A 24,626-nucleotide genomic window follows, 5' to 3' on the forward strand; every position below is an offset into this window, starting at 1 on the left:
CCTGTCCTTTTCTAGCCTGAGAAACTGAGAGAGCGCTTGCGTTTGCTGGTTACCTTTGCTCCCTCGCCCGGTGGTGCCTGTTCCAACAGGCTCCCCGCCTTATCCCTATCTGCCATTCCCGGCGGCACCGGCGGCTTGATCTTTATCCCTGATCCCTTACCTGGCGCACCACCGGCGTTGATCTTGATCATCGGGCCGCTGACGGTGATGCCGCCGGGGTCGAGCTTGATAAAGCTGCCGCCTGCTTTCAGGGTCAGTTCGATGCCGGCTTCGATGACCATCTTCTGGCCGGCTTTTAGGTGGATCTCGCGGCCGGCTTTGGTCAGTTGGGCGGTGCCGAGCTTGATGTGCTGGGCCTGGCCGACGGTGAGATGATCTTCGGGTTTGACTTCGACCTTGCGGTGGCCGACGGTCAGGTGTTCTTCGGCGCGGAACTCGCTGTAGCTGTTCTTCTCAACGGAGTCGTGGCGTTCGTGGCCGACGCGGATCTTCTGGTCGTGCTCGATGTTCTCGTCCCAGTCGCGCTGGGCATGGATATAGATTTGCTCGGCGCCCTTGCGGTCTTCGATGCGCAACTCGTTATAGCCGCCACCACCGGGTGAGCTAAGCGTCTTGAAGACGCTGCGGGTCTTGTTGGCTGGCAGGTCGTAAGGGACCTTATGCTCCTTGTGGTACAGGCAACCGGTAACAAGCGGCTGATCAGAATCGCCTTCCAAAAAGGTGATCAGCACCTCCATCCCAACGCGAGGGATGGCTATGCCGCCGTAACGGTCGCCTGCCCAGCTTGAACTGACGCGTAGCCAGCAGCTTGTCTTGTCATCAGCTTGGCCGTGGCGATCCCAGAAGAACTGGACCTTCACGCGGCCGTACTCATCGCAATGGATCTCTTCGCCGGCCGGGCCTGTGACCACAGCGCTCTGGCTACCGAGCACCTTAGGCTTGGGGTGGTTCAGCTGAGGGCGGTGGGGGATATCCCAGGGCGTCGCGGTGAAGCGGTTGCGGTAGCCTTGGGTAAAATCTGTGCTTTCGCCTGATTGCGTAACCGACTCCTCCAGCACCTGAGGCTGTTTGCCTTCGTGAAGCACCTCGGTGAGCAGCCAGAGGTCATTCCATTCACGGCGCGGGTGATCTGAGATTTCTAGTAGGTGCCCGCTGACCAGCCGTGGCTGGTCGCTTCGGCCTTCAGCCAGGCGGTAGTCGGCGCGGTGGCGTTCCAGGGACCGCTGGGATAGGTGCTTGCCGCGTGTGCGATCAGTGAAGCGGCCCGGGTAGTCATAATCTTCTAGGTCTGGCTCCGGCAACTTTTGCCCGTCTAGCAGTTGGCCCTTCTGCGCGGCCTCCATCACCAGGCGCGGCTGTTCGAAGTCGTAATCGCGCCGGCTGACGCGGTTGGTGCGGGTCTCCAGGCGCACCGAGAAGCGTTTGATCACCGGCTCGTCGGCGACCAGCCCGCTGTCCTGCAGGTACGCGGTGGGCTGGCCGAGTTTCGGGAAGCTCGTCTGGTCATCACCGAACACCAGCACATGGCCCTGCGCGCTGTGCTCGAAGTGATAGTGGATGCCTTCCTCTTCACACAGACGCTGGACGAAATGCAGGTCGGTTTCGTCGTACTGAGTGCAGTAGTCACGCTCGGGGTAGATTGCCGGACCCAGTTGAAATCGATAGGCGTCCGCTTGTATGCCGTGACCCTCAAGCACCTGAGCGATGATCTGCGGGACAGTCAGATGTTGAAAGATGCGCTGATCGGTGCGGTGCGCAAGGTAGGCCAGTTGCGGAACGATGGTGACCTGGTAGCGGGTCAAGCGTTTGCCTGACTCGCCCTGGGCGACGCGATAGATCACCCCATTGATACCGTTGCCTGCCGGCGAGAGTGCTAGGAAGGCTGGCTGGTGCAGCAGGCTTTGCAGATCCAGATCGGCGTGCTCGCTGACAAGCTCCAAGTCGAAGCGGTAGGGCTGGCTGATGGCCTCGCGACCGTTGAAGGCGAGTACCTGCAGGTCGTGATCGATGCCTTCGATGGTGAGGCTGAAATTGGCTTCATTGGCCGCGTTGAACATGGCGCTTCCTTGTTTCCTTGTCATCCATGGGCGCGCCCGAACCAGCGCCGCAGGCGGCTTGGTGCGGGGCGGCGGAATATATCCAGCAGTTGGGTCAAGCTCGCTGTGCGCTGATCAGCATCAAACGCCAGCGCTGCCTGCAATGTGAGCCAACCATGAGCCAAGTGCGGTGGGCGTCGTAATTCCTTGTCGAGGGCCAGCGCTTTTGCCTGCTTTGCACTTAGCCGCCGGAACGGGTGGCTGCCGCTGGCCATTTCATAAAGCAGGCAACCGAGTGCGTACATATCGCTGGCTGCTGATGGCTCGCCGCCGTCCAGAAGCTCAGGGGCTGCATAGCGCGTGGTCCAGGCCTTGAATCGGTTGCGGGATAGGCGAGGCAGGTTCTTCAGCACGCCTTCGAGCGGCTGGCCAAGGCCATAGTCGAACAAGCGCAGACCATCCTCCGCCAGTATTACGTTGCTTGGTTTGATGTCACCGTGAATGACGCCGCGGCTGTGGGAGTAAGCCAAGGCTTCAATCAGCGGCACGGCGATTTCGCGTAACTCGTCCCAGGTGAGGCCTTCGGGACGTTCGCTGAGCAACTGGTCGAGCGTGGGTCCCTTGAGCAGTTCGAGCGTAATAAAGGCGCGCTGGCTGAGGGCGTCCACGTCAAAACCGAACAACCGCACAACATGGCGATGGCTTAGACGTGCGGTCAGCGCGAACTCGGTATAAAGCAGCGCGTGTGCGTCGGGGTACTCGGTGAACTCGTCGCTCAGGGTTTTGACGGCGATGTAGGGTTCCGGGTCGCCAAACTGCTCACGCAGGAGGTCCCGTGCGCGGTAAACGGCGCCCATGCCGCCGACGCCGAGCAGCCGTTCGATCAGGTAGCGTCCAGCCAGGATTTCAGGCAAGTCGCTAGCGGCGGTGGCTGCGGCCGATGTGGCCAGGCTCGCTGGCTTGGCGGCCGATGCCGCGAAAGCGAAGTAGGTGAGGTCTGATGCCGGCTCTACACGCAGGGGCTCGTTCATAGGCGGATCACCACAGCGCTCAGGTTGTCTCGACACGGGCCGTCCATGGCCTCGTCAAACAGCCGCTGCACGGCCAGGCCCGTTGACGGCGCGTTGAGCGCTGCTCCCAGGCTATCCGGCGACAGGCTTTGGTAGAGCCCGTCGCTGCAAAGCAGCAAGGTATCGCCTGGATATACGTCGAACTCGAGGATATCCAGCGTCAGTTGTTCGCTGGCGCCGATGGCCCGAGTAAGGGCATGCGCTGCAGGGTGGCGCGCGGCTTCCTGCGGGCTCAGGCTCTGCTCATCGATCAGCTGTTGCAGCAGCGAATGGTCGCGCGAGAGCTGATAGAGCCGCCCGCGGCGCCAGAGATAGCAGCGGCTGTCGCCAGCCCAGACGCAGGCGGAGCGATCGGCCTCCATCAGCAGCGCAACCACGGTGCTGCCGATTATGGGGTCGGGGCGATCAGCCGTGACTGTCAGTTCCTGTCCCAGCCTGCGGTTAAGGTCATGCAGGCAGCGGCGCAAGCTGACCAGGCGCTCGGACATGTTGCCCTCAGGCAGCACGGCGAGCTGCTCGACGATCAGACGGCTGGCCAGCGCGCCGTTGTGGTGGCCGCCCATCCCATCGGCCACCACCCAAAGGCCCTTCTCGGGTAGGTCGAGAAAAGCGTCTTCATTGCGCGCGCGAACTTTACCCGTATTGGTCCGTGCGGCGCTTCGCCAGCTGTAAGCCAGGCTTGCGGTGGCTGACATCAGAGTGTTGCCGGAAGCTTGAAGTCACGCAGCCGGGCGATGTCGAACGGGTTCGGCGAGCGCTGGCTATGCAACAGGTAATTAGCGTTGCGGCCTCCCAGATTGGCCTTGAGCATGAGCACGTCGCGACCGCTGTGGTAGTCGACCTGCATCAGGTCCAGCAGACGGAACAGCGACCAGGGGCCGGAGTTCTTCTCGATGCCGACGCGGCGCCCGCCCAACTCTTCGACTACCAGGCTGGTACGGCCGTCATCTGCATCGGCTGGCCAGCTGAAGGCGGTTTGCATGATCGGGCCGTGGCGGTATTCCATCTGTTGATTGCCGAAGCGGAAGTCGGCGCGACCCAGGCTCGAATCCAACGAGTAAGGCTCGAGTTTGAAACGGATCTGCGGCTCGTTCGGGTTTTCGGCGAAGAAACTGCGGCGGATGGTTTGCGCGTTACTCATTTGCGACAGGAATTCGCGTGACAGGGGCAAGCCACGGCCGTCGACTCGACGAAGCTGATAATGGCCAGCGCTTCCGCTGACGAACGCCTTGAGGTAGCGATCAAAGAACCCGTCAGCAACGCCTTGCGCCTTGAAGAACTCCCTGAAGTCAGCGATGGCCACATCACTCTCGCTGTGGGCGCTGAACGGATAGCGCTGGCGCAGCGAACCTTTGTAGACCGCGTAGAGTTCGCTCTGGTAGCGCTGGTTGAGGTAGTGATAGGCATCGTTTAGAACGAGCGTCCAGCTGTCTTCGGCGAGGAGGCCGAGCCAGTTACCGATCGGTTGTGGCAAGCGCGCTGCGCTCGCCCGCAACTGGTTGATTGCATCACGTTGCCCGCCCATGCGCGCCTTGGCGAGTTCGAACGCGGCCTGATCAGGCGCGCTGGCGTGGGTCAGGCTAGCCAGTTGCAATTGAAGAGCGTCGAGGGCCTGCAGTGCTGGGACCAGCTCGGCGCTGGCGCCTGCGTTTTCATCGAGCAGACGATGCAGCGGTTCGAAGCGGCGCTCGAGTGTTTTGCGTGCCGTATCAGGCAGTTTCTTTGCTAACGCTGCCTGTGTTTGCTCTGCAGCGGCCGAAGCCAGCTTGGCCGCCTTGCCGAGCTTGCCGTTGGCTTCCTTGAGGGCATCGGCCGCCTCCGTGGCATCGCCGGCGGCATCGGCTACGCCGGCGAATCGGGTGTTATCGCGCACCTCGACGAGCAATTGCAGCAGCGGCGAATTGGCTGCGCTCAAGCCACTGAGAAGTGCCGCGCCCTGGCCAGCACCTGCGATAGGCTCCAGCGCCAACTGAGCTACCGCTTCGCTCCAATGGTTGGCGTAGTCACGGAAATAGAGCTGCTCCATCTCGACCATCAGCCGTCCAAGATCTTTCAGACTTAAGCTGTCGCCTTCGCCGAGCACCCAGTTGTCGCGGAGGATCTCGCGTACCAACTCGCTGCCTTGGGCGAGATAAAACTTCTGATAACCATGCTGGGTATAAAAGCCAGGAATTGTGTAGTCGCTGCCGCTGAACAATGCGCCCTGCGGGCCGAGACGCTGACTGAACCGGTAGTCAGGCAAGCTGCGAGCCTGGTCGCGCAACATGCGATAGACGACGTTGGCTAGCGACTCGCTACGCAGCACCTGACGTGCCTCGGTAACGAGCTGGTCGTTAAGCGCATAAGGAGCGAATCCGTCATTGAGTAGCCGCTCGAAATGGGTGTTGAGACCGTTCTGCGCGACGGCGTTTCCGGCGTAGCGCAGCGACCAGTCGGCGGCGACCCAGTCCTTGAGGAAGCCGTCGTCGCGGCGTTCTTCCAAGTTGAGCATCAGGTAGGCGCGCAGGCTGCCAAGCAGGCGCTCTCGATCAGTGAGATTGGCGCGGATTTGGGCTTCGAGCTGACGCGCAACACGAGGCAATAGCAGGGTTTGTAACTCGCGGCGGTAGGCCTGATATACAGTGGGATCGACCCGCGCGCCCTGGTAGAGCCCGCCGCGCTGCAGGTAGGACACCTTAGCCTTATCTGGGAATACCTGGGCGGCCGCATAGCTGGTATCCAGCGCCTTGAGCGTACGCAATGCATCGTCTTGGGGAGCGATTCCCTGGAGCTCGCGACCCAGCTGGTCAGCGAGGTTGCGCAGCTGCTCGAGTCGTTCGTGATTGTCGGAGAAACCGTTTGCCCAGAGCGCACCAAACAGTGCCAGGCAGGCGAAGCTCGCGGCATACAGGACGCGCTGACCCCAGTCGATGCGGCGTACTTCCTTCTGATCCAGGCCGGCCAGGTCCGCCTCGGGGAAAATCACGCGGCTTAGCAGATGATTAATGAAGCGCGCCCGACCGCTACGGAACGTCGGCAATGTACTGCTAGACAAACCGAGGTTGCGTCCGATGCCGCTGGTGAGCGGGTCGAGTTCACCTTGCAGCTGCGGTGCGCTGGTTAGGTAGAACCCGCGCAGTTGGCTGGCACGCTGGTAGCGGTTGCCGGAGAAGGCCAGCTCGACGAACAAGCACAGACGTTCGCCAATCTGGCCAAGCTGATGTGGAAAATCGAGGATGCGACCCCGGCGCTGGGTGTCGCGTTCCTGGTGCATGCGCAGGATGACCTGGCTGTTAAGCCGGCGCAGCAGTTCCTCGAACTCGCCCCGGACTGCATTGACGTCGGTGCCGTCCTGGTCCTTGCGGAAACTGGCCCCCAACACCTGATCGCTTTCCTCGCGCGAGAGCTGATCGAAGAACTCGTCGAAGCCAAGCACCTTGTCCGCTTTACTCAGCACCAGATAAACCGGTACGTCGGCGCCGAGGCGCTGGTGAATTTCGTGCAGGCGCTGACGGCTTTGACGCGCCAGGGTCTCGAGCTCCAGTTCGCTCGAGTGCAGCAGCTGCTCGACCGGGATGTTGATCAGTACGCCATTGAGTGGCCGCGCACGGCGGCGGCGCAGCAGGCCAAGCAATGTATCCCAGGCTTTGCCGTCGACGCCCGAGTCCGGCTGAGTCAGGTAGCGGCCGGCGGTATCGATCAGCACGGCGTGGTCGGCGAAATACCAGTCAGCGTAACGGGTGCCTGAGACATCCTTGGTCAGGCGCTGGTTTTCACCGCGGTTGAGCGGGAAGTCGAGGCCGGAAAAGTCCAGCAGCGAGGTTTTGCCACTGCCCTGAGGGCCGAGCAACAGGTACCAGGGCAGGTCGTTGCGCCACCTCTCGCTGCGCCCGCGGTACAGGCTCGAACTCTTGAGCGTGCGCACGGCATCGCGGTAGCGCTGGCTCAGGATGCCTTGTTCCTCACTGACCAAACCCTCGCGCCGAAGTCGCTCCTGCATTTCTTCGTCGCTGGCTTCGGCCTTTTTGCGGCGGGTGCTACGCCAGCTAGCGAATACGATGAATAGACCCCAGACCAAGCACAGGCCGGCAATGGTCAGCAGGCGGCTGGTCGAGGGTTCCCAGAATTTGTAGTCATCCACCGCCAGCAGCGGTCCGACGAACCACACCAACAGGGCCAGGGCCAGCAAGACGCATAGGCTCCATACCCAGGTCTTGCGGAAAAACGCGGCAAGCTTGCCGAAAAAAACCTTCATGGCGTTACGTCCTTGTTACGGCTTGGGCTCGATCTGAATGGTTGGATCGATGGATTGGTATGGTTGCAGGACCGTTTCGCGCTGCTCGCCCAGCACCCAGGCGAAACCGGCGTAAAGCATCCCCAGGCAGATCAGGGTGCACAGCGCGACCATCCACCACGGCACGATGCGCACCAGGCGCCGGCGGGTATCCTTCAGACCCTGCCAGTGCGGCGAGACCTCGCGCGGTACGTCGCCGCGCAGTTGACGAATCTGCCGGTAGAGGCTGTCTCGCACCGCTTCGAGTTCAAGCATGCCGCGCGGCATGACCCGGTACTTGCCCTCGAAGCCCAGCGACAGGCAGAGATACATCAGCTCCAGCATCGGCAAGTGCTTGACCGGGTTGCGCGAGAGGCGCTCGAGCAGCTGGAAGAACTTCTCGCCGCCAAAAGTCTCGTTGTGGAAGGAGGACAGCAGGCTCACCTGCGACCATTCACTTTCGTTGCCCCAAGGTGTGGTCACCACAGCCTCGTCGATTGCCGTGCATAACACGTAACGGGCGGCCATCACCTGGCTGCTTTCCGCACCATCGTGCAGGGCCCGGTGTTCGAACAGCTTGAGTTCGCCGGACAGGCGCTGGTTCAGCGCGAGCAGGTCTTCGCCTTCGTAGCTGTGCTTGAGCCGCACCACTTCCGAGAGCAGTGACGAGGCCGCCGCGACCAATGGGTTGAGGCTGATGTTGAAGGTTTCGGCCGGACGCAGCCGCGCTGCGTAGATCATCCGCTCTTCGAGCTGCTCGAATTTGGGTGGCGCGCTGAAGTCGGTCAGCGGGCTTTGCGCCGGAGCATCGCCGTGGCGATTGAGGATGACGGTCTTGTCGTCCTGTGCGTAGTCCATTTCTCTGATCATGTCGGTCAGTTCCTGATCGCCCAAAATTTCAGCTCAAGGCCGGTGAATTCTCCGGACACGTGGAAGGCGAAGCCGCCGGAACGCTCCAGCTGCGCCAGTTCCTCGGAGTTGAGTTCCAGTGCGAAATAGGTCTTGCCGGAATGGAACGGGATCTGCCGCGGCGCCACCGGCAGCGGTTTGACCTTGATCCCCGGCAGGTGAAGATTGACCAACTGGCGAATACGCTCCACCGGACCGACCTTGAGGTGAGCTGGCAAGCGCGTTCGCAACTCTTCGGAGTCACATTGGGCGCTGGCTGCGAGTACGAACGAGGCGCTGCCGAGCAGCTTGTGATCGTGCAGTGGCGAGACCTGGATGCCGTACTGGCGCTGCTGCAGTAGCAGCTCGATGGCGTGCTGCTCAAGCACCATCGACAGCACCTGGCGAATCGCATCCATCAGCTTGCGGAACGACAGCCCTTGGTCGTTGTGCAGGTAGCGACCCTCCAGGCGAGGTCGTTTGGTCTCGCTGGAGAACGTCGCGAGTTCCCCCAGCAACCCCAGCAGCTCACGGTAGATGTGTTCGGGATGGATCCGGTCGATGCCCATGTAATGGCGTAGCACGGGTTCGTAGCGGTTGATCAGCTGCAGCATCATGAAGTCGCCAACTTCTGCGCCGCCTACTTTGCCGGTCGCGCGAATGCGCTCGGCCAGAATGTCGCCGCGATGCCCCAGCATGCTGATCACTTCCTTCAGGCACGACAGTAGATAGCTGGATGCCTGGAAGTCGATAAAGGTCGGTATGTACTCGGGATCGAGGCTGATGACCCCATCCGGTGTGGTGTCGAGGATGTCGCAAAGCTTGAGTTTCACGTAAGCCTGGTCGCTTTGCTGCTCACCCAGCAACAGCCGAAAGTCCGGTCGCCCAGTGCTGACCTGGCTGCTGCTGCTGTCGCCAGCGTTGGAGTCAGTGACCTCTTCGTCGAACGCGGTGTAGCGAGCCAGCACGTCCTTCTGTTCTGGACGGCGGCTCTCGATGTGATTGCCGGTCACCAGCGGTAACGCCAGGTACACAGGCGTATTGCCAGTGTTGGGTGGCACGTCCAGGGCCAGTGGTTCACGCTCGGCGCCAATCTCGAACAGGCTGCCATCAGGAAGTAGACCACTCGCCTGGCTAAGCACCAGCTTGCCCATGTTGAGGAACTGACGGTCGATCTCCAGCCCAAAGAAGCCCCAGGCGTAATGGCCTAACTTCTGTGTCCGCAGCTTGAGTTGCGCGTCGTAGTAGCGATCGCTTTGCTGGAAATGCTGTGGACGCAACAGCATGCCTTCCTGCCAGATGACTTTGTTCATGCTCATCGATCAGTCTCCCTTCGCGAGCGGATCGATGGCCTTGATGCCGTGCTCGTCGAGCATCAGCTCAATGCGGTTCTGCGCCTTGTGTTGCAGCGGGATAACGAAACGCCAGCTCGATTCGGGCAGGTCGCGATAAGCGGCCATCACGCCGACATAGCGGCTACCGTCTTGAACAAACAGCTTGAGGTCGCGCTGCTCGCCAGGGCGCAGTTCAAGCTCTTCCTGAATCACCATGTCCGGAGACAGGGCTTCCTTGGGGCGCTGGTAGAGCGAGAAGAAGTCGGCGTTCTCGAAGGCCACCGGATGCTTGAGCTCCAACAGACGGATCACGACGGGCGAAGGGCGGCCGTTAAGGTCGGGGTTGAGCCTGTCGCTGCCCTGCAGTGACAGGTCCAGCTTGGTCAAGTCAGAGTTGGGCGAGAGGGCAGAGCAGCCGCTCAGAACGGCAAGCGCTGCCAGCACCGCGGCGGGTAAAAAGCGTGACATGGACATCATCCTTGAAGGTCGGTGTTGAGCGTGGCGATCAGGCGGGCCTGCTCCTCGTAAGCCTGGGCGAAGTCTCGGGCAAACAAACGTTCGCCCCAATCGTCGTCACGCTGCATGGCCGAATGCAGTCGCTTATAGGCACGCCAGCGGTTACCGGATGTGGAAATAAGAGGCTTGTTGTCACGCTCGAAGCGCAGTGCCAGCTGATCTGGGGACAATTGCTCCAGCATGCCTTTGATGGCAGCGCGACTGGCGGCCAGCATGGCCACTTGGTGTGCCTGAAGATCACGGTAAGCGCGCCCCATTGCCTGTTCCGCGGGTAGCTGCCCCGATTTGCCGCCGCGCAGCAGAAGGTTCAGGGCTTCCCCGCTGTCGATGCTGTGCTTGAGCGGGTTGTTGCCGGCGCTCTGCACAGTGGTCACTGACAGGCGCATCTCGTTTTTCAGCTCGCCCCGGGTGCGCAGCGCCTGTTGAAGGCCGCCGACGCTCTGCTTGAGCAGACATGCGGCCTTGAGGGCCAATGCTTGACGAGCTTCTTCGTCCAGGCTGCCCAGATCGACGCCGAGCGCTTCACCGAAGCGCGTCCAGAAATCTGGTGCTAGACGTTCGGGCTCCGGTGCGATCTGGGGTGGTGTGGCCTCCTTGGGCATCACTAATTCGGGAACCCGCAGGTTCTCCTCGTCGATCTGCGCATAGTCGCGCTGCTGAGCTTGGGCACGTGGGGGCGCGAGCACCGCAGTCAGGTCGTCGACCTCGGCGTAAACGCGCTCCTGCTGATCGAGCGCAGTCAGCGGGTCGAGGTCAAGAAAGGCATCGTCGGGGATGATGCTACCGGCCGGCTGCGGGCGCCCAATGTCGCCTTCGAAAGAAGCGGGGTCCTGAATCAGTCGCGCGCGAATTTCGAAGTCACCCAGGCAGTAGACGCTGCCATGCTGGATGCGCTGGGCCCGACCTTTTTCCAGGCTGGCGCCGGTGTCTTTGAGCTGGATGCCGTTGCTGCTGGTGTCGGTGAGGAAGAACGCCCCGTCGCGGTAGCTTACTTCGGCGTGTCGACTGGACAATACCCGCTTACGGTCCGGGATTACCCAGTCACAATCCTCGGCGCGGCCGATGATGCCGCCGGCCTGCTTGAAGGTCTTACTGCTGATCAGCCCCGGCGCGAACTGCTGCGCACTGACCATATCGAAAACCAGTTCCATGGCTTCTTCTCCTTGGCGAGTCAGCTGCTGCGTGTCGATGCTTGCGGATCGCCCAGAGGGCGATATTCGTCATCGTTGAATTTGTAGTTACCGGAGCAGCCGGCAAGGGCGAGGGATGCGATGAATAAAACGAGGGCGCAATAGCGGGCTAGCACGCGATTTCCTCCTTGAAAGCGTGTGGGCAGACGGCCCCGCTGACCGATAACGGCGAAGCGAGACTCAGGCTGTGCATTGAAGTTCAGCTGGCTATCGGGGTGGGTGAACAGGGTCACGAAAAAGGGTGGGGTTGGGACTGAAACGAGAGCTGCGGCTATAAATGCTTTCGCCCTCGTCAGACCTGACGAAACTGCTAGGCGAAGGCTAGGGCGCTTTCTTTGGTCACAGCAGCAAGCCGCTCTGCGACTTGGTTATCGTTGATGGCGCGCCATTGCGCGACCAACTCCGCAAGATCGACCCGTTCTGCGTGTTCGCCGAACACGCTGCGTGGCGTCACCAAGCGCTCCGCCTGTGCTAGCAAACGTTGCTGAGTTCGAGTGAGTGCCGGACTCTGTTCAGCTCGAACGCGTTCCCCTTGTTCGATTGCATCGGCATAGATGGCACGTAGTTCCAGATCGCTTTTGCCGTAGAAACGCATCTCACCCCTGCGCCTGATTTCCCAGCGGAACTCGTTGAATGAGCGCGCTTGCCAGATTTCCAGTAGCTGCGCGGTGCTAAGCAGCTGGGCGTAGATGTCACGTATTTCGGCCTCGCTGAAAAGCTTTCCGTTGCGCTCTTCGACGCTGGCGTTCCAGCGCAGAAGATTAGTGAGCGCTGCTCGTGCATAGCCGCTATCGCTGGCATGGTGAGTACCCGCAACTGCAAGCCGATTCGGCATATCACCATCCAAGCCGATTTCACCAACGTAGCGTGCGCAGGTTTGCTCGTCGATCAGCGCGCAGCCCGGTTGCCATAGAACTGCTGCCTCGCTTCCGCCCCCGGGTTTCCGAGGCATGAAATGCCACTGCTCGCCGTGGTGCTCGTAGGAGTCGCCCTGAAGATTGACGAGCCCTGCAAGCAACAATGCGATGCCGCTTACTGGCGAGCTGAAAAGCAGAGCTGTACCGGGGAGAGCCAGTTTCCACTCCGCGTCCATCCAGGGCAAAGGCACGGCGGGAACTGGATCGTTATGGTTGACGATACGGTGGTGGGTAAGCGGCTGGGCGGCTTTAACGAAAGCAGCGTCGCCGGCGCGGGGTGCGCCGTAGGTGTAGAGCTGGGTATTGTCGGACCATTCCCGGCGCAGCCAGTCTGCCAAAAGGAGGGCGATCGCCCCGCCGAGACTGTGGCCGCAGACAATCAATGTTTGCTTGCCAGTGTAAAAAGCATTGAGATAGCGCTCAACGAAGGGTTTCGCTGCTTGGAAGGCTCCATAGAAACCGCGATGCGCCTGACCTTGGCCTTCTTTAAAACGCACTTGGCGCGCATCAGCGTCGCGGCTGGCGTCTGCCAGTATTTCCTGAGTACCGCGTACCGAAATCAGCACCACTTTGTCGTTATGAGTGATGAAAGCTTGGGTGTTAGTGCCCGACTCCGTGTCGTAAAGAAAATGCACGTCCTCTGGATTTCTCCAACCCTCTTGCGACTCTTTTTCGTAGCGCAGTGGATCGTAGGGCATGATTTCTAGACGCTTCGAATAAGGCACCTCTTCACAGATCATATGGTATGGGCCAGCACCGTCGAACTGTGTTGGTTTTACTCGACGGCCCAGCTGGTTTTGAAGCACATGACCAATGCTCCCGATCGAGTCGTAGGGAGGGGGTGAAGATATGTAAGGTTTCTTGTCTGTACTAAACGGGGCGTAAACGAACGTGCTCATCAGCGCGAGGTGATAGGCGTTCAGTGCGCAGAAGTCATGAGCCCGAGACAGTAGTGGGCTGTATGCGCGGAGCGCTTTGATTTCGATGACATGATGTTGGCCGCAGCCAAGGGCAACGCCACACTGGTCTGATGCTGAACCTGCGTTCTGCTTCAATTTTGAAAGTCGTCTCGTCCAGGACTCGTCTGGTTCTGGAAGGTGGCTTTTTATTTTGGCGAAGTCGCTGACTTCAGCTCTGAGAAACCTTGCTTGCTCTCTTTCTGCGCGCTCTTCCGCTAGGTAAGTTGTGCCGTCCGAACGGCGAGGTCCGGCGGGCGATTGCTCCGCGGCTATCTGCAGGGCAGTCAGCGAGATCTTGAATGACTTTCTAAGACCGAGTTCTTCATAGCAAGGATCTGGGTATGTTGTGGCCAGTTGCGATAGCTTGAGCACTGTGACGCCGGGGTGCACATGGTAGATTTTCGCAAACCCATCGTTGTTCAGCACACCCTCGAACGCTTGCCCTTGGCAGTCAATTAATTTGTACGGCAACTCAGCATAGGGTGAGCCTTTTCCATGCTCATCTACGAGCCGAAAGCTAACCCAGCTGCTGCGTAGTGGACATTTGAGTATTTCTACAGCGCTTTCCATCCTTGGTTACTCCGTGCAATTTGGATAGACGGTGCATTCCTGAGTTTCATTTCTGAACGTTTTAAACACAGGGGGATCCTGACACTGCTGCCAACCCTCCTTCGGTAAACACGGCTTCCAGCCTTCAGGGAATCTAACCCATGTGTTGTCGCGGTATGGTTCTTCCTCCGCTCTAACCTGAAACAAAAGTCGCACTCTCTTGCCCGGTAGCGTTGTGCCGATTAGATGGGCTCCTGCACCTTTACAGCTGAGTAGCTTGCTTATCTCGCCTTCCCGAGACTTCGCCTTGCTGATTTGAAATAACCACAAGCATTCCGCTGTTTTGGATAGAGTCCCGTTTGCTTGAAATTCTGGAGCACCCTCGGGTAGTTGGTCGACTATGGTCAACCCACCGTTGTCATAAGTTTGTTGCCAGTCCCTGTCGCCGTAACGGGCATTAATGAACAGCCCGACCCGGGCCAGCCGCAGGTCGCACGTACCGTCGCGGTAGTTCACTGGAATACGGAATCGGTATTCATGAGGGTGACTGTCAAAATCTGCTTTGAATGTCTTCGTCTGGCTCCGGCCGTCGCAGTTTCCCGCCGCGCCGTAGTGAGCCTGTGCTTTGAGGGCGAAGTCGGCGGGCAGCTCACCTTCTAGCGTGAAGGACTCAGCCCCTAGCGGGCCCACCGTGCTGCAAGCATTAAGGGAAAGGGCTAGCAGCGCCGGCCACCACAGTAAGGCGCCGGTACAGGATTTCTTGGTCGGATTCATCAGAAAGGTTTCCATGCATTGGGACTCGAAAGCACCGTGCTGACCCGGTCGAAATGGGCTTCTGTTGTTTCATGCTCGGCGGGCGCCCAAGCCGGGTGCTCAGCAAGCGCAGGGTCAAGTTGGTGGAGCAGCAAGAAATGCAGCTGTTGTTCAGCAAGCCAATTCCAGCGTCGGGCTTTATCGAGTTGCTCATCCAGCCAGTCCGTTAGCAGACGAGTTTCGGCGAGATCCGCGGTGGCCTTTGAATGGTTCTGCCACAGCCAGAGCTCAAGATTGTGTCGGCTGATATGGTGCTGCACCGTTTCCGGTTCGGCTATCGCCAGCCATGGTGTCTCGAACGGTGCGGGGCACTGGCCGGGCCGCGGATTATCGAAGCACTGCCAGCATTGACCATCCCAGCACAGCGCGCTGCTTAGAGGACCGAGCAAAAGTGGCCGTTGGATTTCCTCTATCTCGCGAAGATGGTGAGCAATGACGCGGTTGTCCTGAAAGCGGTAAAGCGAGCGCTGCCCCTGTTCCTCGATCAACATCCGCTCGCGCCAGTGCTGGCTTAAGAGGGTCAGGTCGAGCTGCTCCGCGCTTGCAAGCCAACCCCAGTTTTGCGCGGGCGAGTCGAGTAGCGACCGTATCTGCTCTGGATTCGAATCGCTTAACAGCACCAGCCAGGGCCCGACTTCCGCCATCTCCGTGACCGCGGAGTCCTGATAAAGATTGACGTATTGCTGCATCAGGTCAGATGTAAACAGCCCTTGGACCGGATTGGGCTTTGCCAAGCTGTCGAGAATGAGCAGCAGCTGCCGCTGCTCAGCCTGTTGCTCATCGAACCAATCATGGACTGTATCTATCATCGAGATGCTTCCACTTGGCACAATCCGTCCCTGCACGCTTCGCAGATCGGGCAGCGACTTGCGCCGATCTGCCTGGCCTTGCGGGCTATCTGCAGCTGGGTATTAGCCAACGCCAGTTTCGGCTTTGTACCGGCCTTGTCCTGATCCGCTGCCCAAGGCATCACCGGTGCCAGAATGCTCAGCCCTGAACCCTTGCCCGGTGCTCCACCGGAATTCATCTTGATAGTCGCGCCGCTCAAGGTCACGCCACTGGGGTCGAGTTTGAGGAAGCTACCGCCGCCAGCGGCGGTGAGCTCCATCCCCGCATCGATGATGACTTTGCTGCCGGCGTAGTAGTGAATCTCGTTGCCCGCTTCGACGAATTGCCCGGTGCCGATCTTAATGTGCTGGGTATTGCCGACAGTGAGGTGATCGTTGGCGCGGATTTCGGTCTTTCGATCGGCATGGGTTGTGCGGTGTTCTTCGGCCTTGAATTCGCTGTAGTTGTTGGCCTCGACGGTGTCGTGGCGTTCATGACCGACGTGGATCTTCTGGTCGTGTTCGATGTTTTCGTCCCAGTCGCGCTGGGCGTGAATATAAATTTGCTCGGCACCCTTGCGGTCTTCGATGCGCAGTTCGTTGTAGCCGCCGCCACCGGGTGAACTCAGGGTCTTGAAGACGCTGCGGGTCTTGTTGGCTGGCAGGTCGTAGGGGGCGACATGTTCATTGTGGTACAGGCAGCCGGTGACTAGAGGCTGGTCTGGGTCGCCTTCGAGGAAGGTCACCAGCACTTCCATCCCAACGCGGGGGATGGCGATGCCGCCGTAGCGGTCGCCGGCCCAGCTTGTGCTGACACGCAGCCAGCAGCTGGTCTTGTCGTCGGCCTGGCCTTCGCGGTCCCAGTGGAACTGGACTTTCACGCGACCGTACTCGTCGCAGTGGATTTCTTCACCAGCAGGGCCTGTGACCACGGCAGTCTGGCTACCGAGAACCTTTGGCTTGGGATGCTTCAGGGCCGGGCGGTAGGGGGTATGCCAGGGCGTCGCGGTGAAGTGGTTGCGGTAGCCTTGGATGAAGCCGTCAGGGGCCTGGCTATCGCTTGTCACTGACTCTTCCAGCACCTGCGGCTGCTTGCCTTCATGGAGGATTTCGTTGAGCAGCCAGAGCTGGTTCCAGTCATTGAGCGGGTGGTCGGTCAACGCGAGAAAATGGCCGGTGGCCAGCTGCGGTTGGTCGCTCTCACCTTCGGCTAGTTCGTAGTCGCTGCGGTGGCGTTCAAGCGCGCGTTGGGACAGGTGCTTGCCACGGGCTCGCTCGGTGAAACGGCCGGGGTAGTCGTAATCTTCTAGGTCCGGTTGGAACTCGCTGTGGAAGGCACCTTCCATGGTCAGGCGCGGTTTCTCGAAATCATAGTTGCGGCGAGTGACGCGGCTGGTGCGGGTCTCGACGCGCAGGCCGAAGCGCTTGACCACCGGCTCGTCGGCGACCAAACCGGAATCCTGCTGGTACGTCACCGGTGCGAGCTTGGGAAACCCCGTCTGGTCATCTCCGAAGACCAGCACATGGCCCGCCGCGCTGTGCTGGAAGTGGTAGTGAATGCCCTCTTCCTCGCACAGGCGCTGAATGAAGTGCAGATCGCTTTCGTCGTACTGCACACAGTAATCGCGCTCGGGGTAGACCGAGCCGAGGCCGAAGCGAAAAGCGTTGGCCTGGATGCCATGCTCTTCGAGCACCTGGCTGATGATCTTCTCAACCGTGAGGTGCTGGAAGATACGCTGGTTGGTGCGGTGTGCCAGATAGGCCAGCTGCGGACGTAGCGTGATGTGGTAGCGGGTCAGGCGCTTGCCGGAGTCACCTTGGGCGACCTGGTAGATCAAACTGTGGATGCCGTTGCCAGTCGGTGATAGCGTTAAAAAAGCTGGCTGATGCAGCAGACTTTCCAGATCCAGATCAGGGCGTTCGCTAACCAGTTCGAGCTCGAAGGCGAAGGGCTGAGAGAGCGCCTCGCGGCCCCTGAATTCTAGAACCTGCAGGTCGTGCTCGATGCCATCGATGGCGAGACTGAAGTGGGTGTCGTTGGCCGGGTTGAACATGGTTTCTGGTCCGTCGTTAGATTTCTGCGGGGCTGATGTTCAGCCGTTCCATGCGATAGAGCAGGGTGCGCCGGGGCAAGCCCAGCTCGCGGGCGGCCTGGCTCTGGTTGCCGCCGTTGTTACGCAGGCAGTCGACCAACAGGTTCCGCTCGACCCGATCGAGTCGCTCGCGCAGGTTCATCGTACTGTCGAGTTCATCATCCAGCTTGCGCAGGTTGAAATGCACTGGCAGCAACTCGCCGGACTCGCAGAGCAGCACGGCACGTTCGACCAAACCCTTCAGCTCCCGCACGTTGCCTGGGAAGCCATAACCGGCGAGCTGTTCCAGTGCGGCGTCGGACCAGCGCACGGTGTCGCGTTGCAGGAATCCACAGGCGTTGTCGGCAAAATGCCGCGCCAGCCGCAGGATGTCCTGGTCACGTTCGCGCAGGGGCGGCAGTTCTATCGGGAAAATGGAGAGCCGGTAGTAAAGATCCTCGCGAAAACGACCTTCCTCGACGCGCTTGTGCAGGTCTTGGTGAGTTGCAGCGACGATCCGGACATCGACCTTGTGGGTGCGAGTGCTGCCCAGCGGCCGCACTTCGCCTTCCTGCAGGACCCGTAGGAGCTTGGCCTGCAAGGTCAGAGGCATGTCACCGATCTCGTCTAGAAACAGCGTGCCGCCATTGGCCGCATCGAATAGCCCTTCGTGGTCACGATCAGCACCGGTAAAGGCCCCCTTGCGATAGCCGAACAGCTCACTTTCCAGCAAATGCTCCGGTAAAGCCGCGCAGTTCTGGACGACGAAGGCCTGGCTGCGTCGCGAGCCGCAATCATGAATGGCGCGGGCAACGAGTTCCTTTCCGGTGCCGGTTTCGCCGGTCAGCATAACGCTTACCGGGTTGTGCAAGACCTTGCTGATCAGTCCGTAGACTGCGCGCATCCGTGGGCTGTCGCCGATCAGGCCATAGCCGCTGGCGCAGGGACGCGTCGATGCAGCGGGTGCGAGATCTGGTTGCCGAGTATCACGCAAACGATTGAGCAGTTGCGCCTGGCCAAGGGCGAACCGGCCAAGGTTGGACAGCGTGGCCGAGTCCGCCGCGAGATCTTGATGGGTGTTGCTGGCAGCCACCAGTAACCCGGCGGTATGGCCCTCAGCGTCCTGCAGCGGTAGGCACAGCAGGCTGCGCCATGGGCGCGATGTTTCTGGCAGGAAGCTGGTCTGGTGCAGGCTGGCATCGAGTGGCGCGATGCTCAGTTGCTGGTTTTGGCTGAGGCAATACTGCAGCAATTGTTCGTCGCGATAGTCGCTGGGCACGCTGGTCGCCTCGTGCCCCCGCGCTCCCTCCAACCATTCGGCCGAAAGCGTCAGGCGCGTGTGGGTTGCGTCGAGCAGGTAGAGCTGAGCGAGCGAGCAGTGCGCCAGTTGTGCGACCAGTTCGGTGAGCCCGTTGAGCCAAGCGTTCGTGTCGGTGTTCCATGCCAACTCGGCGAAGCGCTCGAGCAGCGATCGCGGGTCGCACGTTGAGGGCGGATCGACGAACATGGACGGGACCTTAAGCGAACTCACAGACAACTGCTCCGTCGCCGTCAAGCGTGGCGTGTACCCGTTGCAACGTTTCGCCGCCAGCCATGGCGTCGAGTAGCCGGTCGACTACCAGTGGCTGCAGGTGCTGGTCGATCAGGTGATCGATCAGCCGCGCGCCGCTTTCGCTATGTGTGCAGCGCTCGGCCAAATGCGCCAGCAACGCCGGGCAATGGCTGAACTGCAGCTGACGTCGCGCGAGGCGCTCGCCAAAACGGGTGAGCTTGAGCCCCACCAGCTCCTCCAGCACGTCACCCTCGATCGGGTAATAAGGCACCACGCGCATCCGGCCGAGCAGTGCCGGCTTGAAGTGCTGCGTCAGCTGCGGGCGAATGGCCTGCTCCAGATCCTCTGCTGCGGGGCGCTGGCCGTTGGCGCAGAGGGCGGCGATGCGGTCACTGGCCAAGTTGCTGGTCATCAGGATCAAGGTGTTGCGGAAGTTGATTTCGCGCCCTTCGCCGTCGTTGGCCACACCCTTGTCGAAGATCTGATAGAACACGTTCATCACATCCGGATCGGCCTTCTCGACTTCGTCGAGTAGCACCACCGAGTAGGGTTTCTGCCGGACGGCCTCGGTGAGCATGCCGCCCTCGCCGTAGCCCACGTAGCCTGGAGGCGCGCCGATCAGTCGGGAAACACTGTGTTTTTCCTGGAACTCGGACATGTTGATGGTGGTGAGAAAGCGTTCACCGCCGTAGAGCAGGTCGGCGAGTGCCAGGGCAGTCTCGGTTTTGCCGACCCCGCTGGGGCCGACCAGTAGGAACACGCCCACCGGCGCGTCGGCGCGGTTGAGGCCGGCGGCGGTCGCGCGCATCGAGCGGTCCAGTGCCTCGACGGCTTGCTGCTGGCCACGCACCCGCTGGCGCAGGTCGCTGGCGAAGGTCAGCACTTTGCTGTTGTGCTCGCGTGCCAGTTGCGAAAGTGGCACGCCGGTCCAGTGACTGATCACTTCGGCCACCAGGCGTGGGCACACCTCAAAGCTGACTAGGCGCTCGTGGGTCTGGGCGCTGGCCAGCTCACCCTGTACGTCACGCAGTTCGGCTTCCAGCGTTTCGATATCCTGCGGCGGTTGCGCGCAGGCTTCGTCTACAGCTACTTGACGAGCTGTCGCGCAAGCCTTTCGCAGTTCCAGCAGCCGTTCGGCGAGTTCGCGCTGGACGGACCAGCGGGTTTCTACTTGTTCGAGTTCGGCTCGTGCTTCGCTCAGTCGGACGTCCAAAGCGTCGAGCGCTTCGCGGTCTACGCTCAATCCGGCATCGAGGTCCCGACGTACCGCTTCGCGTTGGCGTTCACCTTCTGCAATTTCCCCGCGCAGACGCTCCAGTGCTTCCGGTGCAGCTGCAAGGCTGATGCGCACACGTGCGCAGGCGGTGTCCAATACGTCGACGGCCTTGTCGGGTAGTTGTCGACCAGCCAAGTAGCGGGCTGATAGTTCGGCGGCGGCCACCACTGCGTCGTCACGTAGATAGATGCCATGGCTCTTTTCGTAGACCGGCGCCAGGCCACGCAAGATGGTGACCGCTTCGTCTACGGTGGGCTCGTGCAACTGCACGGGTTGGAAGCGACGTGCGAGGGCCGGGTCTTTCTCGAAATACTTCTTGTACTCGCTCCAGGTGGTGGCGGCGATGGTGCGCAATTCGCCCCGGGCCAGTGCGGGTTTGAGCAGGTTGGCCGCATCGCCGCTGCCCGCCTGGCCACCGGCGCCGATCAATGTGTGGGCTTCGTCGATAAACAAGATGATCGGTTTGGGCGAACCTTTGACTTCATCGATCACGCCCTGCAGGCGGCGCTCGAATTCTCCTTTGACACTGGCGCCGGCCTGCAGCAGGCCCAGGTCCAGGGCCATGAGTTCGACGCCCTTGAGCGCGTCCGGGACTTCGCCGGCCGCAATGCGTAGCGCCAGGCCTTCGACGATGGCGGTCTTGCCGACACCAGCCTCGCCGACAACGATCGGGTTACTTTTGCGACGGCGGGCGAGAATGTCGATCATCTGGCGGATGGCGCCATCGCGACACAGGACGGGGTCGAGCTTGCCGTCACGGGCCTGTTGGGTGAAGTTGTGGGTGAAGCGCGAGAGGTTCGATTCGCCGCCAGGAGCGGGGGTGCCCGCGGTTTGCTGCATCGGCTGTTGGGCCAACGCGAACTCGCGTAGCCGCTCGGCGTTGAGCTTGGCCAGCAACGGCTGGTAGTGACTGCCCGCATAGCGCATGGGATTACGCAGCAGCGCCAGGATCAGCGCGGCTTGATCGATCTGGCGCTGGCCGAGTTCGAGGTTGCCCACCAGCAGGGCATCCTGTAGCCACTGCACCAGCTCTGCGGAAAACACAGGATTGCGCGACTCGCTGTGCTCGCCACGTGGTTGCAGCGCCTGGGCGAGTGTTCCCGCATCGACATCGGCGTCCAGCAGGGCTCGGTTCAGTAAGCCTTCGGGGCGCTCCAGCAAGCCGAGCAGCAGGTCTTCGACGAGTATCTTGCTGCCGCCACGTACCACGCAGCGCTCCGCCGCGGTTTCCAGATCATGCTTGGTCTGCGCATCCAAGGACTGGACCAGTTGTTGGAGGTCTACGTTGATCATCTTCATCTTCCTTAATGAGTCTGGCTGCCCAGGGTGACCATGCCGTCGGCGCGCTCGCTACCGAGCCAGCTGGTCCAGCCGAGGCGGCAGGTGTTTTCGGCGCCGATCCGCAGGTCGCGAATATCGTCCTGACGCAATTGCAGGCGGATGTCATAGTCCAGTGGATCGCGCAGGGTGAAGCGCACCAGTGCACAGAGCGGTTGATAGCCGGTGCCGACCGGTAGAAATTCGTGAAAGCAGTCCCAACTGAGTTGCCGGATGTGGATGCGGAACTTGCCGCCACGGTCGCGTACTCGCTCGCCCAGCACCAGGCTCTCACCGAGCTGGCTGTTGGCACGACCGAGGCGGTTCTGCTGCTCAGCGAGAATCTCGACCTGGCGTTCGAGGCACTGCTCGATGCGCAGGTCCGCGTGCTTGAAGTAGTAGCGCAGTACCGACTCGATCAAAGCCGCCGAGTGCGCGCGCAGGCTGAGCAGCCCCAGGTACGGCAGTAGGCGCTTCCAGTTCAACTCCGAAGCGGCACGGATCTGCTCGCCGCCGAGGCCGATGAGGGCGAACAGCTGTTCGGACAGCGGGTCGCGTGCGCCAGTGCTGAAACGTGCGCGGTAACGGTACTTCTGCCAGATCGGCAGAATCAGGCGCTGCAGACGATTGTTGAATACGTCCAGAAATTCGCGTGTCGGGTTGCCTTCGGCGCTGTCGCCGAGGGCTTGCTCACCATAGAAGGCAGGCAGTGGCGAGCCGGCCCCGAAGAGGCTGACCAGGTTGATCCGCAGTTGCGCGCGCAGTTGCCCATGCTCTTCGAAAAAGTGCACGCGGTCGACGTCGCTGCCGGGAAAGCCCAGGCTCGGGTTGGCCTGGAATTCGAGGTGCTCGTAGAGCGCCCCTTCGTCCAGCTCCGGATGCGCAGCTTTCAGACGGTCCATCACCAGTAGCACACCCTGGAACAGGCTGTACTCGCGGATGCCCCGGCTGATCCGGTTTAGAGCAGGGGCTGCTGCCCCATACGTGGCGTCCATTGGTACACCTCTCCCTGTGTGCTCTTGACGCGCAACTCGTGATACGAATTGAGGCTCGCGTACAGCGCAAAGAATTCATTGAGAATCGAGGCGAAAAGGAACAGGTCTCCCTCGCCCAGATAGCCCTCGGGGTCCATCACCAGTTCCGTGCGCACGCCGCGCACCGGCAGGCCGCGGTGCAGCCGGTCGACGTGCTGATGGCCGATCTGCTTGAGCCCGCCGAGCAGGCGCTTGCTGACCTTTTCGGCATGCTGGTCGTAGTAACGGGGCAGGTCATACGTCTCAAGAATGACTTTGAGCGCCTCGACATTGGCCAGCGACAGGTAGTTGAGCGACATGTTGCTGATCAGCTTCCAGAGGAAGTCACGGTGCAGCGGTGGCGCGTAGCTTGGAGTCACCGCACTGATGTTGCGGAAGGTCAGGAACTCCGGCGTGTCCTCGCAGGGCAGGCAGATATCGCCTAGGCGCAGCTGGCGCGGCAGGTTCTGGTTGGTGCAGGTCAGCTCGATGGACAGTGTCTCGTGCTGGTCCTGGTTGCGCAGACCAAAGCTGAGGTAGGTCTCCAGGCCGTCGCCCAGCATCGAGGGCTGCTGACGCACGCTGTAGTGCGGGCGCGCCACCGGTACGTCGAAACTGGGGTCATGCTCGAAGGATTCGAACGGCACGTATTCTTCGTAGCCCATGCCGCCCGGCTTCCAGCCGGTAACACGGTCGACCGAAAAGACACCGCAGTGGGTGTTGTCGAGTTCGGATGGCATCAGCAGATACTGGTCCTGCTTGCCGTCCAGGCGAATCGGGATGGCGTCGTGTTCGAACAGGTTGACCACCGGGGTGCAGTACAGGCGCACGTTATCCTGCGTCGGGCGGATGCGCTGCACGCCAGCCTTGGGAATGTCGAAGCGCAGCTCGAAGCCACGCGCCTGTTCCAGCACCTCCTGCGGCAGACGCTTGATGGCATCGAGGCCAAGCAAGTCGACGAACAGGAATTTCTCCTGGAAGGCGAAGTACTCTTGCAGGTAGCGGTAACCGCGGAAGGTGTTGAGCGGATAGGGGATCAATGCCTGATCTTCGGCAAATCCCACCGGCTGAAGCTTTGACGGATCGATATGGAGTGCGGGTAGCGCAACGCCGAAGCCGTCACTGAATGGTTTGCCGTTGGCATCCAGGGCAATCAGCTGCACGTCAGCGACGTTGCGCAGCAAGCTCAGATAAAGCATCTGGCTGATGTAACGCTCGCCAGCGAGATGAAGGCGCAGCTGCTTGAGATTCAACTCACCCAGATGCCCATCGGCCGTCATCTGCAAACGCAGGCTCAGCAATGCGCCACCGCCTTTAACCGAATAGTCCAACGCGTCGAGCGCCAACGGCAGAACCTCGGTGGCGTAGGCGGTACGGAAGCGGCAGGTCACACCCTTGATCGGCTTGGATTCGACCGGCGTATTGCGCGGCACCATCAACGCAGGGCCTGGTCGATTGACCGGGTCGAACTGCAACATGCTGAACGCCGGCAGCGGGCGCATGTAGTTCGGCCACAGCAGGTGCATCAAGGAATGGGTCAGCTCCGGCAGCTCGTCATCGAGCTTCTGGCGCAGGCGCCCGGTGAGAAAGGCGAAGCCTTCCAGCAACCGCTCGACATCCGGATCACGCCCGGCCTGACCGAGGAATGGTGCCAACGCCGGGCTACGTTCGGAGAAGCGCTTGCCGAGTTGGCGCAGGGCGGTGAGTTCGCTCTGGTAGTAGTGGTTGAAGGACATCAGCCGGCCATCCCTGTAAGACGCATGGTCAACCGCCAATCACAATTGTGCCGGACCCGGCGATCACCGGATTACCGTGATCACCCATCGTGCCCACCGTAGTAGCCGGTTTGCCGTTGATCAGCACTGTTGGGATGACCGCATTGGCCAACGCACTGCCGCAGGACGTCGGGTCGCCCATACGGGCGGCAGGCATGCCGTCGAACAGAACGTCAGGAGAGCCGGCCGCGATCGGGTTGGTGCCGTGGCCCTTCTTCGGGCAATTGGTGGGGTCGCCCAGTCGGGCTGCGGGTTTACCGGACATCAGGC

Annotated in this window: 18 protein-coding genes; all 18 read right to left on the minus strand. The window is 60.9% G+C overall.

What is annotated here, in order from left to right:
- Nucleotides 1-11 precede the first annotated feature (11 nt).
- Nucleotides 12-2,057 (minus strand): type VI secretion system tip protein VgrG, encoded by a 2,046-nt coding sequence (locus C1896_01505; protein ID AZZ43717.1) that lies wholly within the window; start codon nucleotides 2,055-2,057, stop codon nucleotides 12-14.
- 20 nt (nucleotides 2,058-2,077) lie between these two features.
- Nucleotides 2,078-3,055: a serine/threonine protein kinase gene (locus C1896_01510; protein ID AZZ47479.1), complete on the minus strand. Its 978-nt coding sequence runs from the start codon at nucleotides 3,053-3,055 to the stop codon at nucleotides 2,078-2,080.
- Between the two features lie 8 nt (nucleotides 3,056-3,063).
- Nucleotides 3,064-3,801, minus strand: a complete 738-nt coding sequence (locus C1896_01515) for a protein phosphatase (protein ID AZZ43718.1) — start codon at nucleotides 3,799-3,801, stop codon at nucleotides 3,064-3,066.
- Complete coding sequence (gene icmF, locus C1896_01520) at nucleotides 3,801-7,340, minus strand: type VI secretion system membrane subunit TssM (GenBank protein ID AZZ43719.1); 3,540 nt, start codon at nucleotides 7,338-7,340, stop codon at nucleotides 3,801-3,803. Before icmF ends, C1896_01515 begins: the two co-directional genes overlap by 1 nt.
- Before the next feature lie 15 nt (nucleotides 7,341-7,355).
- The gene (locus C1896_01525) at nucleotides 7,356-8,228 is read right to left on the minus strand and encodes a hypothetical protein (protein AZZ47480.1); all 873 of its coding nucleotides are present in this window, start codon (nucleotides 8,226-8,228) and stop codon (nucleotides 7,356-7,358) included.
- Nucleotides 8,229-8,233: 5 nt separating this feature from the next.
- Nucleotides 8,234-9,565: a type VI secretion system baseplate subunit TssK gene (locus C1896_01530; GenBank protein AZZ43720.1), complete on the minus strand. Its 1,332-nt coding sequence runs from the start codon at nucleotides 9,563-9,565 to the stop codon at nucleotides 8,234-8,236.
- A 3-nt stretch (nucleotides 9,566-9,568) separates the two neighbouring features.
- Nucleotides 9,569-10,048 (minus strand): type VI secretion system lipoprotein TssJ, encoded by a 480-nt coding sequence (locus C1896_01535; GenBank protein AZZ43721.1) that lies wholly within the window; start codon nucleotides 10,046-10,048, stop codon nucleotides 9,569-9,571.
- 5 nt (nucleotides 10,049-10,053) lie between these two features.
- A complete protein-coding gene (locus C1896_01540) occupies nucleotides 10,054-11,247 on the minus strand; it encodes a type VI secretion system-associated FHA domain protein TagH (GenBank protein AZZ43722.1) in 1,194 nt (397 codons plus the stop codon).
- Nucleotides 11,248-11,267: 20 nt separating this feature from the next.
- Nucleotides 11,268-11,402: a type VI secretion protein gene (locus C1896_01545; protein AZZ43723.1), complete on the minus strand. Its 135-nt coding sequence runs from the start codon at nucleotides 11,400-11,402 to the stop codon at nucleotides 11,268-11,270.
- A 194-nt stretch (nucleotides 11,403-11,596) separates the two neighbouring features.
- Nucleotides 11,597-13,126, minus strand: a complete 1,530-nt coding sequence (locus C1896_01550; protein AZZ47481.1) for a lipase — start codon at nucleotides 13,124-13,126, stop codon at nucleotides 11,597-11,599.
- 612 nt (nucleotides 13,127-13,738) lie between these two features.
- Complete coding sequence (locus tag C1896_01555) at nucleotides 13,739-14,485, minus strand: hypothetical protein (protein ID AZZ43724.1); 747 nt, start codon at nucleotides 14,483-14,485, stop codon at nucleotides 13,739-13,741.
- Nucleotides 14,485-15,333, minus strand: coding sequence for a hypothetical protein (locus C1896_01560; GenBank protein ID AZZ43725.1), 849 nt, complete (start codon nucleotides 15,331-15,333; stop codon nucleotides 14,485-14,487). The genes C1896_01555 and C1896_01560 overlap by 1 nt, the downstream gene beginning before the upstream one ends.
- Nucleotides 15,330-17,405, minus strand: coding sequence for a type VI secretion system tip protein VgrG (locus C1896_01565; protein ID AZZ43726.1), 2,076 nt, complete (start codon nucleotides 17,403-17,405; stop codon nucleotides 15,330-15,332). Before C1896_01565 ends, C1896_01560 begins: the two co-directional genes overlap by 4 nt.
- A gap of 16 nt (nucleotides 17,406-17,421) precedes the next feature.
- Complete coding sequence (locus C1896_01570; protein AZZ43727.1) at nucleotides 17,422-18,930, minus strand: sigma-54-dependent Fis family transcriptional regulator; 1,509 nt, start codon at nucleotides 18,928-18,930, stop codon at nucleotides 17,422-17,424.
- A 10-nt stretch (nucleotides 18,931-18,940) separates the two neighbouring features.
- On the minus strand, nucleotides 18,941-21,544 hold the full coding sequence (clpV, locus tag C1896_01575; protein AZZ43728.1) for a type VI secretion system ATPase TssH: 2,604 nt from the start codon (nucleotides 21,542-21,544) through the stop codon (nucleotides 18,941-18,943).
- Nucleotides 21,545-21,555: 11 nt separating this feature from the next.
- Nucleotides 21,556-22,563, minus strand: a complete 1,008-nt coding sequence (locus tag C1896_01580; protein ID AZZ43729.1) for a type VI secretion system baseplate subunit TssG — start codon at nucleotides 22,561-22,563, stop codon at nucleotides 21,556-21,558.
- Entirely contained in the window at nucleotides 22,527-24,317 is a 1,791-nt protein-coding gene (gene vasA, locus C1896_01585) for a type VI secretion system baseplate subunit TssF (GenBank protein ID AZZ43730.1), read from the minus strand. Before vasA ends, C1896_01580 begins: the two co-directional genes overlap by 37 nt.
- A 28-nt stretch (nucleotides 24,318-24,345) precedes the next feature.
- The gene (locus C1896_01590) at nucleotides 24,346-24,621 is read right to left on the minus strand and encodes a type IV secretion protein Rhs (GenBank protein AZZ43731.1); all 276 of its coding nucleotides are present in this window, start codon (nucleotides 24,619-24,621) and stop codon (nucleotides 24,346-24,348) included.
- Between the last annotated feature and the right edge of the window lie 5 nt (nucleotides 24,622-24,626).

The organism is Pseudomonadaceae bacterium SI-3, from assembly GCA_004010935.1.
GTDB lineage: Bacteria > Pseudomonadota > Gammaproteobacteria > Pseudomonadales > Pseudomonadaceae > Stutzerimonas.

Bases quoted from the DNA above. Each gene is read 5' to 3' on its own strand.
- C1896_01590 (AZZ43731.1), bottom strand. From the start codon at position 24,621: ATGTCCGGTAAACCCGCAGCCCGACTGGGCGACCCCACCAATTGCCCG.
- C1896_01505 (AZZ43717.1), bottom strand. From the start codon at position 2,057: ATGTTCAACGCGGCCAATGAAGCCAATTTCAGCCTCACCATCGAAGGC.
- C1896_01560 (AZZ43725.1), bottom strand. From the start codon at position 15,333: ATGATAGATACAGTCCATGATTGGTTCGATGAGCAACAGGCTGAGCAG.
- C1896_01565 (AZZ43726.1), bottom strand. From the start codon at position 17,405: ATGTTCAACCCGGCCAACGACACCCACTTCAGTCTCGCCATCGATGGC.
- C1896_01525 (AZZ47480.1), bottom strand. From the start codon at position 8,228: ATGATCAGAGAAATGGACTACGCACAGGACGACAAGACCGTCATCCTC.
- C1896_01540 (AZZ43722.1), bottom strand. From the start codon at position 11,247: ATGGAACTGGTTTTCGATATGGTCAGTGCGCAGCAGTTCGCGCCGGGG.
- C1896_01555 (AZZ43724.1), bottom strand. From the start codon at position 14,485: ATGAATCCGACCAAGAAATCCTGTACCGGCGCCTTACTGTGGTGGCCG.
- C1896_01580 (AZZ43729.1), bottom strand. From the start codon at position 22,563: ATGGACGCCACGTATGGGGCAGCAGCCCCTGCTCTAAACCGGATCAGC.
- C1896_01530 (AZZ43720.1), bottom strand. From the start codon at position 9,565: ATGAGCATGAACAAAGTCATCTGGCAGGAAGGCATGCTGTTGCGTCCA.
- clpV (AZZ43728.1), bottom strand. From the start codon at position 21,544: ATGATCAACGTAGACCTCCAACAACTGGTCCAGTCCTTGGATGCGCAG.
- vasA (AZZ43730.1), bottom strand. From the start codon at position 24,317: ATGTCCTTCAACCACTACTACCAGAGCGAACTCACCGCCCTGCGCCAA.
- C1896_01515 (AZZ43718.1), bottom strand. From the start codon at position 3,801: ATGTCAGCCACCGCAAGCCTGGCTTACAGCTGGCGAAGCGCCGCACGG.
- icmF (AZZ43719.1), bottom strand. From the start codon at position 7,340: ATGAAGGTTTTTTTCGGCAAGCTTGCCGCGTTTTTCCGCAAGACCTGG.
- C1896_01570 (AZZ43727.1), bottom strand. From the start codon at position 18,930: ATGTTCGTCGATCCGCCCTCAACGTGCGACCCGCGATCGCTGCTCGAG.
- C1896_01535 (AZZ43721.1), bottom strand. From the start codon at position 10,048: ATGTCACGCTTTTTACCCGCCGCGGTGCTGGCAGCGCTTGCCGTTCTG.